This window comes from Saccharothrix carnea (assembly GCF_003014735.1).
Lineage (GTDB): Bacteria > Actinomycetota > Actinomycetes > Mycobacteriales > Pseudonocardiaceae > Actinosynnema > Actinosynnema carneum.
Window position 1 is genome coordinate 86,723 of the sequence record NZ_PYAX01000014.1, and the last position, 16,419, is coordinate 103,141.

16 protein-coding genes and 1 pseudogene are annotated in these 16,419 nt (G+C 72.2%); 9 read left to right on the top strand and 8 right to left on the bottom strand.

Features of this window, described 5'->3' with window-relative positions; all coding sequences use genetic code 11:
* Positions 1-94 precede the first annotated feature (94 nt).
* Positions 95-2,059, top strand: a complete 1,965-nt coding sequence (locus tag B0I31_RS32115) for a helix-turn-helix domain-containing protein (RefSeq protein ID WP_106619148.1) — start codon at positions 95-97, stop codon at positions 2,057-2,059.
* A 41-nt stretch (positions 2,060-2,100) separates the two neighbouring features.
* Positions 2,101-2,490 (top strand): PPOX class F420-dependent oxidoreductase, encoded by a 390-nt coding sequence (locus B0I31_RS32120; protein WP_073891205.1) that lies wholly within the window; start codon positions 2,101-2,103, stop codon positions 2,488-2,490.
* A gap of 195 nt (positions 2,491-2,685) precedes the next feature.
* On the opposite strand, the gene B0I31_RS32125 is transcribed toward B0I31_RS32120, so the two are convergent.
* The 4 genes and pseudogenes from B0I31_RS32125 to B0I31_RS32140 form a co-directional block, all read right to left on the bottom strand.
* Entirely contained in the window at positions 2,686-2,877 is a 192-nt protein-coding gene (locus B0I31_RS32125) for a hypothetical protein (RefSeq protein ID WP_146174030.1), read from the bottom strand.
* Positions 2,874-3,224, bottom strand: a pseudogene (locus B0I31_RS32130) (DUF6236 family protein); the annotation flags it as partial. The gene B0I31_RS32125 and the pseudogene B0I31_RS32130, both read right to left, overlap by 4 nt.
* Before the next feature lie 370 nt (positions 3,225-3,594).
* Positions 3,595-4,113: a pyridoxamine 5'-phosphate oxidase family protein gene (locus tag B0I31_RS32135; protein WP_106619221.1), complete on the bottom strand. Its 519-nt coding sequence runs from the start codon at positions 4,111-4,113 to the stop codon at positions 3,595-3,597.
* 91 nt (positions 4,114-4,204) lie between these two features.
* A complete protein-coding gene (locus B0I31_RS32140; protein WP_106619151.1) occupies positions 4,205-5,056 on the bottom strand; it encodes an alpha/beta fold hydrolase in 852 nt (283 codons plus the stop codon).
* 84 nt (positions 5,057-5,140) lie between these two features.
* On the opposite strand from B0I31_RS32140, the gene B0I31_RS32145 reads away from it, so the two are divergent.
* From B0I31_RS32145 to B0I31_RS32160, 4 genes are all read left to right on the top strand, one after another.
* Positions 5,141-5,707 (top strand): CGNR zinc finger domain-containing protein, encoded by a 567-nt coding sequence (locus B0I31_RS32145; protein ID WP_106619152.1) that lies wholly within the window; start codon positions 5,141-5,143, stop codon positions 5,705-5,707.
* Between the two features lie 69 nt (positions 5,708-5,776).
* On the top strand, positions 5,777-6,382 hold the full coding sequence (locus B0I31_RS32150) for a TetR/AcrR family transcriptional regulator (RefSeq protein ID WP_106619153.1): 606 nt from the start codon (positions 5,777-5,779) through the stop codon (positions 6,380-6,382).
* Position 6,383: 1 nt separating this feature from the next.
* Positions 6,384-6,935: a carboxymuconolactone decarboxylase family protein gene (locus tag B0I31_RS32155; protein WP_106619154.1), complete on the top strand. Its 552-nt coding sequence runs from the start codon at positions 6,384-6,386 to the stop codon at positions 6,933-6,935.
* 121 nt (positions 6,936-7,056) lie between these two features.
* Entirely contained in the window at positions 7,057-10,182 is a 3,126-nt protein-coding gene (locus B0I31_RS32160) for an ATP-binding protein (RefSeq protein WP_106619155.1), read from the top strand.
* Between the two features lie 75 nt (positions 10,183-10,257).
* Here B0I31_RS32160 and B0I31_RS32165 read toward each other — a convergent pair whose 3' ends face one another.
* Entirely contained in the window at positions 10,258-11,787 is a 1,530-nt protein-coding gene (locus B0I31_RS32165; RefSeq protein ID WP_106619156.1) for an MFS transporter, read from the bottom strand.
* 203 nt (positions 11,788-11,990) lie between these two features.
* Between B0I31_RS32165 and B0I31_RS32170 the strand changes: the two genes are divergently transcribed.
* Entirely contained in the window at positions 11,991-13,538 is a 1,548-nt protein-coding gene (locus B0I31_RS32170; RefSeq protein ID WP_106619157.1) for a helix-turn-helix domain-containing protein, read from the top strand.
* Between the two features lie 114 nt (positions 13,539-13,652).
* Here B0I31_RS32170 and B0I31_RS32175 read toward each other — a convergent pair whose 3' ends face one another.
* Both B0I31_RS32175 and B0I31_RS32180 read right to left on the bottom strand, forming a co-directional pair.
* Positions 13,653-13,847 (bottom strand): DUF397 domain-containing protein, encoded by a 195-nt coding sequence (locus B0I31_RS32175; protein WP_106619158.1) that lies wholly within the window; start codon positions 13,845-13,847, stop codon positions 13,653-13,655.
* Between the two features lie 3 nt (positions 13,848-13,850).
* Complete coding sequence (locus B0I31_RS32180) at positions 13,851-14,222, bottom strand: DUF5753 domain-containing protein (RefSeq protein WP_219910895.1); 372 nt, start codon at positions 14,220-14,222, stop codon at positions 13,851-13,853.
* Here B0I31_RS32180 and B0I31_RS32185 point away from each other — a divergent pair.
* Entirely contained in the window at positions 14,139-14,696 is a 558-nt protein-coding gene (locus B0I31_RS32185; RefSeq protein WP_106619160.1) for a hypothetical protein, read from the top strand. The genes B0I31_RS32180 and B0I31_RS32185 overlap by 84 nt on opposite strands.
* Before the next feature lie 188 nt (positions 14,697-14,884).
* Here the strand turns inward: B0I31_RS32185 and B0I31_RS32190 are convergent, their stop codons facing one another.
* Positions 14,885-15,307 carry a VOC family protein gene (locus tag B0I31_RS32190; protein ID WP_106619161.1) on the bottom strand — a complete coding sequence of 141 codons (423 nt, stop codon included), beginning with the start codon at positions 15,305-15,307 and terminating at the stop codon, positions 14,885-14,887.
* 91 nt (positions 15,308-15,398) lie between these two features.
* Between B0I31_RS32190 and B0I31_RS32195 the strand changes: the two genes are divergently transcribed.
* Positions 15,399-16,346, top strand: a complete 948-nt coding sequence (locus B0I31_RS32195; RefSeq protein ID WP_106619162.1) for a helix-turn-helix transcriptional regulator — start codon at positions 15,399-15,401, stop codon at positions 16,344-16,346.
* Positions 16,347-16,419 lie beyond the last annotated feature (73 nt).

A 16,419-nucleotide genomic window follows, 5' to 3' on the forward strand; every position in this document is an offset into this window, starting at 1 on the left:
GAGCGCGCCCTCCGCCCACTCGCCGGCTGATCGACCGGAACGGCTTGTGCGCAAGGTGGTACCCGACTCACGGTCAGATGCGGGCGGTGTCTTGATGACAAGTTTGTTCACGTCCCGGGAAGTGGCTGCCGGAGACCTCGTCACCGAACTCCTGGACATGCTGGCCGGCGGTGCGCCCACGGACGCGTTCGAGGCGTTGCTGGACGACGACAGCAGGCTCGGCGCGGCCGCGGGCCTGCTGCCCGACGTGAAGTCCGTGGTGTGGCGCGCCATGCGCGTGCACGTCCACATCCAACGCGGGCGCAGCCGTGAAGCCGGGCTGTCCGCCCTGGTCGACGCGGCCCGGGAACTGGCGGCGCCGCACGACTCGATGGCCGCGCTGCTGCACGCCATCACCAGGCGGGCACGGCAGCTGCTGCGCGTGGACATGGCCTACATCGCCCTGCTGGACGAGGAGCGGCGCGACAGCCGGGTGCACGCCACCGATGGCCACACGTCCAGCCTGAGCGTCGGCCTCCGGCTGCCCGCGGACGGCATCGCCGCCGCGGACGAGGCCAGCGGCGCCCCGTTCGCCACCCACAACCTGCTCGCCGACGACCGGGTCACGCTGAGCCCGGCGTTCGAGGAGATGGCCAGGGCCGAAGACCTCCGCGCGATGATCGCGGTGCCGCTGGGCGACAGCTCGCGGCACCACCGCGGCGAGCTCTACGTGGCCAGCCGCAAGGTACGCCACTTCACCGCCGACGAACGGTCCCTGATCAGCTCGCTGGGCATCCTCGCCGGCCTCTACATGGAGACCACGAGGCTGCGCCTCGCCGCCGAGGCGCGGGCGGCGGAACTCGAAGCGCGCGTGGCCCAGGTCGACGCCACCACCGAGGACCTGCACCGGCACCACGACCTGCAGACCGCGCTGCTGGACCTCCTGTTCGCCGAGGACGACCTGCACGCCGCGACCGCGACCGGCGCGCGGTGGCTGGGCGGGAACGTCGCCGTCTACAACGCGGACGGCGACCTGCGCAGCGCCGCCGGTGAACCCGCCGACGTGGACGACACGACCGCGCTCGCCGCCGTGCCGGGCCTGAGGACCGCCGAACCGGTCATGGTGGACCGCGGCACGTGGGTCGTCCCCCTGTGCCGGGGGCACGAGCACCTCGGCACGTTGGTGCTGCGCGGGCCGGCCGAGCTGACCGACCGGGAACGCGGTCGGCTCCGCCTGCTGGCCCGCACGGTCGTGCTGATCACGCGGCGGGACGCGCTGGTGGCCGGGTCGGCGGGCGACGCGCGCGACCGGTGGCTCGACGAGGCCCTCGGCGACGAGCGGCGCGCACCGGACCGGCTCGCCGAGCGCGCGCGCCGCATCGGCTTGAACCTGGACAAGCCCTACCTGATCCTGGTCGCGAAGCCGAAGGGCGAGCTGCTGTGCCGCGCGACGGCGTGGGCCGGGACGTACGTGCAGCGGGTAGGCGGGTTGCGCGGTTCCCGCGACGGCCACCTCGTCCTGCTGCTCCCCGGCGGTGACGCGACCGCCGCCGCGCGCGAGGTGTCGGCGGCGTTGGAGTCCGCGGTGGGCGCGCCCGTGCCGGTCGGCGCCGCCGGGCCGCTCACCGGCGCCGCGTCGGTCCACGACGGTTACCGCGACGCGGTCCGGTGCGTCGACACCGTGATCGCGCTCGGCGTCGCGGGCGGTGCCGCGTCGGCGCGCGACCTGGGCTTCGTGGGCGCGCTGATGTCCCGCAACCGCGACGCGGCGGGGTTCATCGAGCAGGTCATCGGCCCGGTGATCGACTACGACCGGGAGCGCTCGGCCGACCTGCTGCCGACCCTGCAGGCGTACTTCGAGGAGGGCGGCAGCCCGACCTACGCGGCGGCACGCCTGCACGTGCACACCAACACCGTCACGCGCAGGCTCGACCGGGTCAAGGAGCTCCTCGGCCCGGGCTGGCAGAAACCGGACCAGGCACTGGAGATCCAGCTCGCGCTGCGCCTGCTGCGGGTCCGCGACCTCCTCGAAACCCGACCGGTCACGACGAGGACCACCAGGGTCCCCACCGGACCGTGATCACCCACCACCGAAGAACCGCCCGACCAAAAGGTGAAGACATGAGCGTCATCCCGGACAGCCACCGCGACCTCCTGGAACGGCCGCTGTACACCCACCTGGCCACCATCCGGCCGGACGGCAAACCCCAGGTCAACCCGATGTGGTTCGCCTGGGACGGCGAGCACGTGCTGTTCACCAGCACGACGTTCCGCCAGAAGCACAAGAACGTGGCCGTGCACCCGGAGGTCGCGCTGTCCATCAACGACCCGGAGCGGCCGACCAGGTACCTCGAGGTGCGCGGCGTGGTCGAGCGGGTCGAGGACGACTCGCAGGGCCGGTTCTTCATCGAGATGGCGGCGCGCTACGGGGTGCGGATGGACAGCCCGCCGTGGGACGCCCGGTACCGCGTCGTCTACGTGGTGAAGCCGACGTCGGTGAGCAAGCAGTAGCGCGTGCCGCCCCCGGCGGCCTCGTCGTGCGCGGCGAGGTCGTCGGGGGCTCTCGCCGTGCTCCGCCTCGACCGTCCGGGATGGACAAGGGGAGGGACAACCACGCGGGACTTGAGTCCTTCACCTTGCGGTACAAGGACTTCTGGTCTTGGCACCCGGACGGCCACGCCACCGCCACCGTGCGGCGGTGAACGCTCAGGTCATCGCCTGGGACACCCGGTCGGCCAGCGCCGCGGCGGACAACTGCTCACCGACGTGGAACAGGTAGCCGACCGGCGACTCACGGATCACCCTGCGCCGCTCGCCCACGTCGACCACCCGAGCGGCGAGCGCGCCGGTCGGATCCGAACCGGCCACGGGGCCCTCGACACCGGCCTGCGCCTTCACCACCGCCAGCCCGGTCGGCCTCCAACCCCAGCTCCCGCAGCCGGTCCCGCAGGTCGTCCAACTTGTCCTCCACCGTCCGCTCCACGTCGTGATCGAAGGTGGGCCTGGAAGACGTTGACGTCACGGACGTCGTTCAGCCGCGCGAGTTCCTGGACCTGGCCGGTGACGTAGTCGCGGAACGCGCCGAGCTCTCGCCGGTACCGCTCGCGCACCTCGATGATCTTCTCGAACGACACCGCGTCCAGGTTCGCCGGCACCACGGTCTCGAACGCCGCGACCACGAACCGGCCGACCGGGTCGCCGGGCGGCGCGGGAGCGGCGCGGTGCTCCCGCAGCAACACCTCGGCGAGCCGGTCGACCGACCGGCGACGCGTCGATCAGCCACTCGTCGAGCAGTGGCGCCGCCTCCCGCGGGCGGCGCGTCGGGTACCCGGTCGGCCTCAGCCTGGCCATCTTCCACCAGTACAGCGCCGCGTACTTGAGCCAGGTGTCGCTGCGGACGTTGATGTACGGGTAGTACAGCGCAATCGGCTCGAGTCGCGGGGCGGCGTTCCCGTGGACGTGCACGCCGCCCTGCACGTCACGCGCCTGGACGACCGGTCCGTGCACGTTCCCGGACAGCTCGTTGCCGCTCACACCGGCAGTGTGGACTCTCCCTCCCCCTGCTCGGCGCGCGTCCCGCAGGTGTACACCCGAACGGACTACCCACCGGAACCTTCAGCGCGCGAACGTCCACCGAGTGGCGCCGTGCGGTTCGGCGGTGGCCACACCGACGGCGCTGTGCAGGGTGAGGCGGTACACGTGCCAGGGTGCCGGGCCGGCACTGGGTGCGCTGTAGGGCGCCGTCAGCGCGTCGTTCTGCACGGTGGCGGGCCAGCCGCCCTGCCGGTAGATCGACGCCACCCGCTCCAGCACGGCGGGTTCGGTGGTGCGGCGGGCCTCGCCCTCCAGCACCAGATCGATGCCGCGCAGCCGCACCGAGATGCTGCACGCGGGGTTGACGGCCAGGTTGCGCGACTTCCGGGTGCCCGGCCCACTGACGAAGTACAGCACGTCGTCCACCCAGATGGCACCGACGCCCGCCGAGTGCGGCCGCCCGTCCGGCCGCGCGGTCGCGACGAAGAACGTCAGGTCGACCCCTGGTGTGTCGGCGACGAGGACGTCACGGGGACGGCTCCACGGCAGCGCCGCGGACCCGTACCGGTCGAGGTTCTGCGTCGAGATCGGCTTGCTCATGGCGTTCGTCATACTCGTACGACGAATGGGAGGGCCCTCGGATCGACACACCGGGCCGGGGAACTTCCGCCGGGTCGGGTGACAGGCGCCGTCAGCCGAGGAAGTCGGCGATCAGCGGCGCGATCTCGGGCAGCCGGTCCTCCAGCGCGAAGTGGCCCGTGTCGAACAGGTGGAGCGCGGCGTCCGGCACGTCGCGCAGGTACGCGCGGGCGCCCGCCTCGGTGAAGAACGGGTCGTTGACGCCCCAGGCGATCAACGTCGGCGGCCGGTGCTCGCGCAACCACGCCTGCCACCGCGGGTAGGCCGCGACGTTGCGGTGGTAGTCGTAGGCCAACGCCAGCTGCGCCTGCCGACGACCCGGCTGGTCGAGGAAGAACTGGTCGAGCAGCCACCCCTCGGGCGCGACCAGCGCCGGATCGGCGGTGCCACCCTCGTACTGGCCACGGGTCGCGTCGAGCGTGAACAGGTCCAGGATCGTCCGCTCACCGCCGGGGGTATCGGGCGTGAGCGCGATGAACTCCCGTGCCGCGTCCGACAGCCCTTCGGCGTAGGCGTTGCCGTTCTGCACGACCAACCCCGTGACCCGGTCGGGGTGGCGCAGCGCCAGCCGGAAGCCGACCGGCGCGCCGAAGTCGAACAGGTACAGCGCGTAGCGGTCCAGCCCCAGGCGTGCCACGAAGCCCTCGACGACGTCGGCGAGGCGGTCGAACGAGTAGGTGAACCCGTCGGGTGCACGGGTGTGCCCGAAGCCGGGGTAGTCGGGCGCGACGAGCCGGTAACGCGTGCCGAGGGCGTCGATGAGCCGGCGGAACTGGTGCGAGGCGGACGGGAAACCGTGCAGCAGCAGCAAGACCGGCGCGTCGGGCCGGTCCGGCAGCGACTCCCGGTAGAAGACCTCCACCCCGTCGACGTCGACGTGCCGGTGCGCGATCCGAGCGACCATGTCACATGCCTCCTGCGCTTGATGACGCATTAGGTATAGCCGGATTCGACTAATGGGTCAACCCGGTGAGATAGCATTAGCCGCATGACCGACCCGCTCACCGGCGAGCACCTCGCCCTCGACCTGGTCAACACCCGCCCGTCGACCGGGGACGGCCGCGCCGACCTGCTCGCCACCCCGCGTCGACTGGCCGCCTGGCTGGCCCTGGAGCCCGACCTCCAGGCGGAAGCCGCGGGCGCCACCCCCACGGCGGCCGACCTCGCCCCCGTGCACGCGGTGCGGGAGCACGTCGACGCGGCCGTCCACGCGGTGCTGCACGGGTCCCGACCGCCCCGCACCGCCCTGCGCGGCCTGACCGAGGCGCAACGCGCGGCACCGGCCGTGCGCGTACTGGACTGGGACGGCAGCACCGTCACCGCGACACCCCGGCGCACCGGCCGCCTCGGCACCCGCCTGGCCGCCCACCTGGCCGAAGCCGCCGCCGACCTGCTCACCGACCCGTCGATCGGCACCCTCCGGCAGTGCGAGGCCGACGACTGCGTGCTGGTCTTCCTGCCGGCACACCCGCGCCGGCGCTGGTGCTCGCCGACGCGCTGCGGCAACCGCGCCCGGGTCGCCCGCTACTACCACCGCCACAAGCCGGACGCCTGACGTGCCGGTTGCGGCCGGACCCGATCACGGGCTAACTTGGAACGACCATTCCAAGATGGCGAGGCGGACATGCCGGACGTCAAGCACTTCGACCCCGAGGCGGTGCTCGACTCGGCGGAGGAGCTGTTCTGGCGGCGGGGCGTGACGTCGACCGGCGTGCGGGACATCGTGTCGGCGACGGGCGTGAACCGGTCCAGCCTGTACGCGACGTTCGGCGGCAAGCGGGAGCTGTACGTCGCGGCGTTGCGCCGTTACGCCGACCGCCGCTCGGGTCCGGTGTTCCGCCGGCTCGCCGAGGACGACCGCGGCCTGCCCGCGATCGCGGACTTCTTCCGCGCGCTGATCCGGGCCCGCTGTTCCGGGGAGCACGCCCGGTGGGGCTGCCTGGTCACCAACGCCCACGCGGGCCCCGAGCAGGACGACCCGGACATCCGTTCGGTCCTGCAAGACCACCACGACCGGTTGCGGGCGGCGATGTGCGCGGCGCTGGAACGCGCCCGTGCCACCGGCGGGCTGCGGCCCGACATCGTCCCCGCGACCTCGGCCGACGTGCTCGCCCTGCTCGCCTACGGGGTGAACCTGCGCTCCCGCGCGGGGGCGAGCCCCGAAGCGCTCGACGAGACCGTCACGGCCGTGCTCGCATCGCTGGCGACCCGACCCGAGGAGATCCGCTGACATGGTGCAGTTCACCGTTCACGACGAGAACACCGCGCCCGAGGAGGCACGCCCCCACCTGGAGGCCGGCCGTGCCCGGATGGGTTTCGTCACCAGCCTCAACGGCGTGATGGCCGAGTCGCCGCAGCTGCTGGCCGGTTACAACGCCCTGGCCGAGCAGTTCACCAAGTCTTCGCTGCCCGCCAAGGCGAAGCAGGTCGTGCTGATCACCACGAGCGTCCTCAACGGCTGCGAGTACTGCGTGGCCGCGCACTCCACGGTCGCGCTCAAGGCGGGCGTCGACGAGGAGGTCGTGCGGGCGCTGCGCGCGGGCAAGCCGGTAGCCGACGAGGCGCTGGAAGCCGTCCGCAAGCTCACCGAGCGGGTCGTCGCCGACCGGGGTTGGGTGGACGAGCAGGAGGTCGAGGCCTTCCTGGCCGCCGGCCACACCCGCCGCGACGTGCTGGACGTGATCCTCGGCGTGGGGATGAAGACGTTGTCCAACTACACCAACCACATCGCGCACACCCCTCTCGACCCGGCTTGGCAAGGCCAGGAGTGGCAGCGCGCCTGATGCGCGGGTGGGGCCGGAGCCACCCGGCCCCACCCCTCGCGCCGCAACGTGACCGGAAGGCCACGCGGACGCGCCCTCACCCGGAGCTACCTCGCCGATCACCCGTGACAGAATCGGCCGCGTGCAGATCGGGGTGCTGGGGCCGTTCGAGGTTCGCACGGACGACGGTGGCCACGCCGACGTGCCGGGTGCCCGGTTGCGCGCGCTCCTGATCGCACTCGCCCTCGAACCGGGCCGGGTCGTGCCCAAGGCGACGCTGGTCGACTGGATCTGGGGTGAACGGCCGCCCTCCGACGCGACGAACGCGTTGCAGCGCCTGGTTTCCCGGCTGCGCAAGGCACTGCCGGACGGGGTGGTCGAAGGGCAGACGGACGGCTACCGGTTGAAGGTCGAGCCCGACGCGGTGGACGCCGTGCGGTTCGAGCGGCTCGTCGCCCGGGCACGTGACGACGAGGACCCGAGGCTGCTGGGCGAGGCCCTCGCGTTGTGGCGCGGCACGGCCATGCAGGACGTCGGGCTGCCGGACAGCGGTGCGTTCGACGCGGCGGTCACCCGGCTCCAGGGCCTGCGGCTGACCGCCATGGAGGACCGGTTCGACGCGGAGATCGGTCGCGGACGCGGTGCGGAGCTGGTCACGGAGCTGACCGACCTGGTGGCGGCGCACCCCCTGCGGGAACGCCTGGTCGCCGCGCTGATGCGGGCCCTCGTGGCGACCGGTCGCGACACCGAGGCGGTGCTCGTCTACCAGCGCACGCGGGAAGCGCTGGCCGACGAGCTGGGCGTCGACCCCTCGGCCGAACTGTCCGCGCTGCACGTCGCGCTGCTGCGGGGCGAGCTGGGACGGCGCGAGGAGAAGCGGACGACCAACCTGCGCGCCGAGCTGACCAGCTTCGTCGGCAAGGCCGCCGACGTCGCCGCGGTCCGCGCGCTCGTCGCCGAACACCGGCTCACCACCGTGATCGGGCCGGGCGGCTCGGGCAAGACCCGGCTGGCCACCGAAACCGCGCACGCGCTGCTCCGCGACCTGCCGGACGGTGCCTGGCTGGTGGAACTGGCGGCCATCGGCGCGGACGGCGACGTGGCGCAGGCGACGCTCACCGGGCTCGGCCTGCGGGACGGGCTGCTGGCCGACGCGCCGGACGTGGAGCCGACCGACCGGGTCGTCGCCGCGCTCCGCGAGCGGTCGATGGTGCTGGTCCTGGACAACTGCGAGCACGTGATCGAGTCCGCGGCGGCGTTCGCCCACCGGGTCCTCGGCGAGTGCCGTCACCTGCGGATCCTCGCGACGAGCCGGGAACCGCTCGGCATCACCGGTGAGGCGCTGTGGCGGGCCGCGCCGCTGGTCCTGCCCGCGGAGGACGCCGACCCGGCCGGGATCGAGTCCTCGCCTGCCGTGCGGCTGCTGCTGGACCGGGCGGGTGCGGTGCGCGAGGACTTCGCGGTCGACGCCGACGCGTTGTCGACCATGGCGCGCATCTGCCGGGCGCTGGACGGGATGCCGCTGGCGATCGAGCTCGCCGCGGCCCGGTTGCGCACCATGTCCCTCGACCAGCTCGCCACCCGACTCGACGACCGGTTCCGCCTGCTGACCGGCGGCAGCCGCACCGCGCTCCCCCGGCACCGGACGCTGCGCGCGGTGATCGACTGGAGTTGGGAACTGCTCACCGACGCGGAACGGGTGGTCCTGCGCAGGCTCTCGGTGTTCTCCGGCGGCGCGAGCCTGGAAGCGGCGGAACGGGTCTGCTCGGGTGCCGGGGTCGAGGCCCGGGAGGTGCTGGAGCTGCTGACCTCGTTGACCGAGAAGTCGCTGGTGGTCACCCAGGGCGACGCGCGCTACCGGATGCTCGGCACCATCAAGGAGTACGCCGCCCAACGGCTGGCGGAGGCCGGTGAGTCGGACGCGGCACGCCACGCGCACCTCGCGCACTTCACCGGACTCGCCGAGACCGCGGACCCGCACCTGCGCCGCGCCGAGCAGCTGGACTGGCTCGCCGGGCTCGAAGCCGAGCACGACAACATCGCCGCCGCCATGCGCGGTGCGCTCGCGGCGGGCGAGGCGCAGGGCGCGATGCGGCTCGCGGCGGCGGCGGGCTGGTACTGGTGGCTCGCCGGGCACAAGGCCGAGGGCAGCGAGCTGATCCTGGCCGCCACCGCCCTGACCGGCGAGGTGAGCGACGCGGTCCGGGCGACCGTGTACGCGTTCGTCACCGGGTTCGTGACCGCCGGGCGGGGCAGCGACCAGCACCGGGCGGCGGAGTGGATCCGCAAGGTGTCCGAGATCCACTCGCGCGTCCCGGGCCTGCACCCGACGGTCGGGCTCGTCGTCGCGCTGGAGCGCATGTTGCAGGAGCCGGACGCGTACGTGCTCGCGTTCGGGCCGCTGCTCGCGGACGGCGATCCGTGGGTCCGCGCGCTGGCCAGGCTGCAGCTCGGCAAGATGGCGATCCTGCTCGGCGACGACGTCCGGGAGGCGGACGCGCAGCTCGAACAGGCGCTCGCCGAGTTCCGCGCGATCGGTGAGCGGTGGGGCACGTCGTTCGCCCTGACCGAGCTGGCCAACCGGTTTGCCACGCGCGGCGGGTTCGCCGCCGCCTGCGAGTACTACGAGCAGGCGATCTCGGTGGTCACCGAGGTCGGCGCCATCGACGACGTGGTGCCGATGCGGTCGCGGCAGGCCCAGCTGCACTGGCTGGCGGGCGACGAGGAGTCGAGCGCGGCGGCGATGGCCGAGGCACAGCGGTACGCCGAACAGGTCGCCTGGCCGAACGCGCTCGCCGAGCTGGCCCTGGCGAAGGCGGAGCTCGCCCGCTGGAGCGGTGACGCGGAGCAGGCACGTCGACAGCTCGACGTCGCGACGGCGATGCTGCGCGACGAAGCCGAGCGGGCGAACATGCGCGGGGTGATCGAAGACCTGCGCGGTTACCTCGCCGAGGACCTCGACGAAGCCCGTGAACACCGCGTCGCGGCTTTCCAGGCGGCGACCGAGGGAGGCGTCCCCTCCATGACGGCGCAGGTGCTCGTCGGCATCGCGGACCTGGCGCTGCGCCGTGACCAGTACGAACAGGCCGCACGGCTGCTCGCGGCGAGCACCTCCGCGCGTGGTCTGCCGGACTGCTCGCAACCGGACAGTGCCCGGATCGAGCAGGCAGTGCGCCGCCACCTCGGCGACGCGCGGTTCGCCCAGGCGGCGCGGGAGGGCGCGACCGCGGACTGGGCGGAGCTGGTCGCGGTCACGCTCGCTCCGTGACCGTCGACCGCGGGTCCCCGACCAGGGCGATGCGGACGACACAGCTCGGACCTCGACGTGGCCGTCCACCCGCGTTCAGCTGTCCTGCAGCACGGGAGCCGATTCGTCGGCGGCCACCGGCTGGGATCGGCGCAGCGCGAACATGCCGACCACCGCGAACACCACGACGATCGCGGCACCGACACCGGCGACGGTGTGCAGCCCGGACGTGAAGGCGTCCCGCGCGGTGGCCACCAGACCGTCCGCCAGCGGAGCGGGCAGGGTGCCCGCCGCCTGCAGGGCACCCACCATGCTGTCCGTCGCCTGAGCGGCAGCCTCGGCGGGAACCCCCGCGGGAACGACGACCTCGTCGCGGTAGACGGCCGTGCCGACGCTGCCGAACACCGCGATCCCCATGGCGATGCCGAACTCGGCGCTGGTCTCCGACATGGCCGACGCGGCACCGGCCTTCTGCGGCGGCACGGAGCTCACCACCATCTCGGTGCACAGCACGCCCTGCGGCCCCATCCCGAAACCGGCGATCGACATGCCCGCCACCACGAACGCCACCCCGCCGGCGCCCGTGGCCTGCGTGAACAGCAGGATCCCGGCCGCCGCGACCAGCATCCCGAAACCGAGCACGAACTCCGGCCGGTAGCGCCGCGCCAGCCTCGGCGCGATCAGCGACCCGACCACCACGGCACCGGCCTGCGGCACCAGCCAGAGCCCGGCCTGCACGGCGGTCAGCCCGGCGACCAGCTGCAGGTACTGGCTGACCAGCAGGAACACCCCGCCCATGGTGAGCGCGCCGACGAGCATGATGGCCACCGCCGCGCTGAACGCCCGCACCCGGAACAGCTTCAGGTCCAGCATCGGGTCGGCCAGGCCGCGCTGACGGCGGACGAACACCACGCCGACCGCCAGGCCCGCGGCGAGCGTCACCACGTTGACCGTCGACACGCCGTCCTTGGCGGTCTCCTTCAGGGCGTAGACGATCGGCAGGATCGCGCCGAGCGACAGCGCCACGCTGGCCAGGTCGAGCCGGCCGGCGGCGGTGTCGCGGTACTCCGGGAGCAGCTTCGGCGCGGTGACCAGCAGCAGGACCATGACCGGCACGGCCATCAGGAACACCGAGCCCCACCGGAAGTGCTCCAGCAGCACGCCACCCACCACCGGCCCGATCACCATGCCGCCCATGAAGCAGCTCATCCACACCGCGATCGCGGTACCGCGCTGCCTGGCGTCGGTGAACATGTTGCTGATCAGCGCCAGCGTGGACGGCATCAGCGTCGCACCGGCCACCCCGAGCAGCGCCCGTGCCGCGATCAGCATCTCCGGGCTGCTGCTGAACGCCGCCACGATCGACGCCACGCCGAACGCCGCACCGCCGACCATCAACAGCTTCCGCCGACCGATCCGGTCACCCAGCGTGCCCATCGTGACCAGGAAACCGGCGATCATGAACCCGTAGATGTCGATGATCCACAGCAGTTGGGTGCTGCTCGGCCGCAGGTCGGCGGCCAGGTGCGGGACTGCCAGGTGCAGCACGCTCATGTCCAGCGCCAACAGCAGTGTCGGCAGCGCCAGCACCGCCAGCCCCAACCACTCGCGTCGTCCTGCCCTCATCGTCGTCTCCAGGGTCTCGATCGTGTCGTCTCACCTTTCAGTCGAACGGCGCGGGCCCGGATCGACATCGCGGGCCGAAGAACTTCGAAGAAATCTCCGGCGCCACCACTTCTCCCGCCTGGTGAGTTCAGCTACCGCCCAAGCGCCGCCTGCCCGATCCGCCAGAGGCAGCCATATCTCACATATGAGATAACCTGTCCGCCGTGACCCACGATCGCGACGGCGCCAAGCCCTACCTGACCCAGATCGGCAACCTCATCCGCGACTCGCGCAGGCACCGGGGCTGGACCCAGGCGCAGCTGGCGACCGCCGTGTCGACCAGCCAGAGCGCGATCAACCGGATCGAGCACGGCAACCAGAACCTCAGCATGGAGATGCTGTCGCGGATCAGCGAAGCCCTGGACTCCGGCATCGTCTCGCTCGGGCAGGCGGCGCCGACGCACCTGCGCGTCACGGGCGGCCGGACGCTGTCCGGCTCCATCAGCGTCAAGACGAGCAAGAACGCCGGGGTGGCGCTGCTGTGCGCCTCGCTGCTCAACGCGGGGCGCACCACCCTGCGCAAGGTCGCCCGCATCGAAGAGGTCAACCGCATCCTCGAAGTGCTCGACAGCATCGGCGTGCGCACGCGGTGGCTCAACGACGACAACGACCTGGAGGTGGTGCCGCCGAAGAAGCTGGACCTGGCCGCCATCGACGTCGAGGCCGCCCGGCGCACGCGGAGCATCATCATGATGCTGGGGCCGCTGATCCACCACCAGGACAGCTTCGAGCTGCCCTACGCGGGCGGGTGCGCGTTGGGCACGCGCACGGTGGAGCCGCACATGGCGGCGCTGCGGCCGTTCGGCCTGGAGGTCAAGGCCGCGGCCGGCAGGTACCGGGCCGAGGTGGATCGCGCGGTGCGGCCACAGCGCCCGATCGTGCTGACCGAACGCGGCGACACCGTCACGGAGAACGCGCTGATGGCCGCGGCCCGCCGGGACGGCGTCACCGTCATCCGCAACGCCAGCCCCAACTACATGGTGCAGGACCTGTGCTTCTTCCTCGGCGAGCTGGGCGTGCGCATCGAGGGTGTCGGCACCACGACCCTCACCGTGCACGGCGTCGACCGGATCGACCGGGACATCGACTACTCCCCCTCCGAGGACCCGATCGAGGCCATGAGCCTGATCTCGGCCGCGATCGTCACGTCCTCGGAGATCACCGTCCGGCGGGTGCCCATCGAGTTCCTGGAGATCGAGCTCGCGCTGCTGGAGGAGATGGGCCTGGACTACGACCGCACCGCCGAGTACGCCGCCGCCAACGAGCGGACCAGGCTGGTCGACCTCACCGTGCGGCCGTCGACGCTGCGCGCGCCGATCGACAAGATCCACCCGATGCCGTTCCCCGGCCTGAACATCGACAACCTGCCGTTCTTCGCCCTCATCGCGGCCACCGCGCAGGGTTCGACGCTGATCCACGACTGGGTGTACGAGAACCGGGCGCTGTACCTGACCGAGCTGACCAAGCTGGGCGCCAAGGTCACCCTCCTCGACCCGCACCGCGTCTACGTCGAGGGTCCTACCCACTGGTCCGGCGCGGAGGTGATCTGCCCGCCCGCACTGCGCCCGGCGGTCGTCGTGCTGCTGGCGATGCTCGCCGCGAAGGGAACCTCGGTGCTGCGCAACGTCTACGTCATCAACCGCGGCTACGAACAGCTCGCCGACCGGCTCAACCAGCTCGGCGCGGAGATCGGCACGTTCCGCGACATCTGAGCCGCCGGCTCACAGCGCTCCGCCCCGCCGTCCAACGGCGACGGAGCGGATTCACCGACAGAGTTCTCGAAGTCGATACCCGAACACCGGGGTGTCGTGCGTCGGCGGCGCGGGTCAGCGCACGACGTCACCCAGGAACGCGGCGAACGCGGTGGCCGACACGGTGATGTGTCCCGCCTCCGGGTTCTTGGAGTCCCGCAGCCCGACGATGTTACGTGCGGCGGCGGGTCGGGCCACTTCGACGCAGTTGTTGTCCGGCGTCGATCGCGACGACTTCCGCCAGGTCGACGTCGCCAGCACAGCTTCCATCCCCTACTCCTTCAAGATCGTCTCGACGAGCCGCCGACTGCCGTCGACGGGCAGCGCCATCTTCACCAGCTCACCGAAGATGTACTTCCACCTGCGCACGTTGGCAGGGTTGTCGCTCAGCGTCGCGTCCGCCGCGTGCTCCTGGTGGAACATCGGCGGGTCCTCGACTCCGAACTCCAGCAGGGAGTACGGCGATGAGTGTCCCAGGTGCAGCCCGGCGGTGAACGGCACGATCTGGAAGGTGATGTTGTCGGCGGCGCTCATCTCCAGCAAGTGCCGTAGTTGTGCGACATGAACGTCCCCGCCGCCTGGCCGGTATCGGACGGCCTCTTCGCCGCAGATGGCGTGGAGGTGGACCTGCGGATTCGTCAGCACATCCCTTCGGCAGTCGTGCGGAGCCTGGGCTTGGAACTGGACGACAACGTGTCGATCGACCTTCGCGGCAGCCTGGACAAGGTGGCGTTCCTGAGGATCGGTGACGGCATCGAGATCGTGGTGCGTGAATCGCACGTGCGGACGCTCCGAGAACAGGCAACGGCGGCACTGGACGACATGGCGCACGTCGAGGCCGCGGAAGCCGTGCTGGAGAACGCCTTCCACGCGGGAGCCCAAGCACGGACCGCCGCAGCGCTCGCGCGGGAGACAGCCGACGCGGCACAGCAAGCCGGGGCCGATGACCCGGCTGAGGTCGCCTACGCCGCGGCGCAGCGCGCCGGCGACGCCGCCGAGCGGGCACAGGCCGCCGTGACGGCGGCGTCCGAGGCGATGGACGCGGCCGACGAAGCGGCGGAAACGGCCAGGGCGACAGCGGTCCACCTCGCCGAGTGGGTAGGCCGGCCACCCTCCTGACAACATCGCCGGACATCGACTGCACCTGGTGTGAGGACGTGGTCGAGGAGTGGCCGACAGCCGGCACGACGATCTTCTCGCCCGGAGATCCAGAGCCCCGCTCCGCCGTGGCGGGCCGAGCGGGGCGCTGTGCTGTCCGGGACTCGGCCGGACGGGCGGTTCGCCCCGGTGTTCGTCCCGGGAGGCGATCAGCCGTTGTAGTCGCCGACGACGTCGACGACCCAGACGACGCCGAAGCGGTCCCGCAGCATGCCGTAGGCGGGAGCCCAGCCTGCCGGGCCCAGGGGGACCACGACGGTCGAGTCGGCGGAGAGCTTCGCCCAGTAGCCGGTGACCTCCTCGACGGTGTCGCCGCGCACGGAGACGAAGAACGAGTTCTCGCCCTGGTCGTAGCCCAGGCGCGACGGCACGTCGTAGGCCATGACGTGGAAGCCGTTCCCGGCGCGCACCTGGCCCCACATCACCAGGTCGGCCTCGGACTCCTCCCCGACGCTGCCGGCGTCGGAGTACGTGACGACGGCGAGGTCGCCGCCGAACACGGACTGGTAGAACTCCAGCGCCGCACGTGCGTCGCCGCGGAAGTTCAGGTGGGTTGTGGTCGTGACGGACAAGGTCGCTCCTCGGACGTGGTTCTGATGTGAGACCCACCGTCGCAGGGGAAGCGGCCAGGTTGTGTCCTCTTCTTCGGGCAGACTGCCTGCCATGCCGAAGACCTCAGCCCGACTGCTCGCACTGCTGTCGCTGCTGCAGGCACGCCGGGACTGGCCGGGGACGCTGCTCGCCGACCGACTGGAGGTCAGCCCGCGCACGGTCCGCCGCGACGTCGACCGCCTGCGCGAGCTGGGCTACCCCATCGTGACCACGAAGGGGCCGGACGGCGGCTACCGGCTCGGCGCGGGCACGGAGCTGCCGCCGCTGCTGTTCGACGACGAGCAGGCCGTCGCCCTGGCCGTGGCGCTCCGGATCGCGACCACCAGCGGCGCGGGCATCGAGGAGGCCGCGGCGCGAGCGCTGCACACCGTCCGGCAGGTCATGCCCGCACGGCTGCGCCACCGCATCGACACGGTCCAGGTCACCGCCGTCGAACGCGCCGCGCCGCTCGACGGTGCCGTGCTGGTGGCGATCAGCGGCGCCGTCCACGCCCGCGAGGTGCTGCGCTTCGACTACGCCACCGCGACCGACGACGGCACGGCCGCACCGCGCCGGGCGGAGCCCCACCACCTCGTCACCCGGGGCGGTCGCTGGTACCTCGTCGCCTGGGACCTCGACCGCGACGACTGGCGCACGTTCCGCGCCGACCGGATCACGCCGCGCACGCCCACCGGTCCCCGCTTCACGCCGCGTGACCTGCCCGGTGGGGACGTGGCCACCTTCATCGCCACGAGGTTCTCCGGCGGCCTGCCCTGCCGCGGCGAGGTGATCCTCGACCTCCCGGCCGCCGAGGTGTCACCGTTCCTCCACGAGGGGGTGGTCGAGGAACTCGGCCCGGACCGCTGCCGGCTCGTCCTGGGCTCGTGGTCCTGGCCGGGACTGGCCGCCGCCATCGGCCGGTTCGACGCCGACATCGAGGTGGTCGGGCCGACCGAGCTCAAGGACGCCTTCGCACACCTGGCCCGCCGCTACGCCGACGCGGCGGCCGATCGCCGGTGACCCCCGGCCGATGCCCCCTCGGCCGGTGCGCCAGATCGCGGACGGCTGACGGGGCCGGGGGTGACCGGCCCCG

What these genes read in the sequence shown, in the direction of transcription:
- B0I31_RS32150 (WP_106619153.1), top strand. Translation starts at nt 5,777, where the DNA reads ATGCCGGACGTCAAGCACTTCGACCCCGAGGCGGTGCTCGACTCGGCG.
- B0I31_RS32185 (WP_106619160.1), top strand. Translation starts at nt 14,139, where the DNA reads ATGAACGTCCCCGCCGCCTGGCCGGTATCGGACGGCCTCTTCGCCGCA.
- B0I31_RS32165 (WP_106619156.1), bottom strand. Translation starts at nt 11,787, where the DNA reads ATGAGGGCAGGACGACGCGAGTGGTTGGGGCTGGCGGTGCTGGCGCTG.
- B0I31_RS32145 (WP_106619152.1), top strand. Translation starts at nt 5,141, where the DNA reads ATGACCGACCCGCTCACCGGCGAGCACCTCGCCCTCGACCTGGTCAAC.
- B0I31_RS32175 (WP_106619158.1), bottom strand. Translation starts at nt 13,847, where the DNA reads ATGGAAGCTGTGCTGGCGACGTCGACCTGGCGGAAGTCGTCGCGATCG.
- B0I31_RS32195 (WP_106619162.1), top strand. Translation starts at nt 15,399, where the DNA reads ATGCCGAAGACCTCAGCCCGACTGCTCGCACTGCTGTCGCTGCTGCAG.
- B0I31_RS32115 (WP_106619148.1), top strand. Translation starts at nt 95, where the DNA reads ATGACAAGTTTGTTCACGTCCCGGGAAGTGGCTGCCGGAGACCTCGTC.
- B0I31_RS32155 (WP_106619154.1), top strand. Translation starts at nt 6,384, where the DNA reads ATGGTGCAGTTCACCGTTCACGACGAGAACACCGCGCCCGAGGAGGCA.
- B0I31_RS32140 (WP_106619151.1), bottom strand. Translation starts at nt 5,056, where the DNA reads ATGGTCGCTCGGATCGCGCACCGGCACGTCGACGTCGACGGGGTGGAG.
- B0I31_RS32120 (WP_073891205.1), top strand. Translation starts at nt 2,101, where the DNA reads ATGAGCGTCATCCCGGACAGCCACCGCGACCTCCTGGAACGGCCGCTG.
- B0I31_RS32135 (WP_106619221.1), bottom strand. Translation starts at nt 4,113, where the DNA reads ATGAGCAAGCCGATCTCGACGCAGAACCTCGACCGGTACGGGTCCGCG.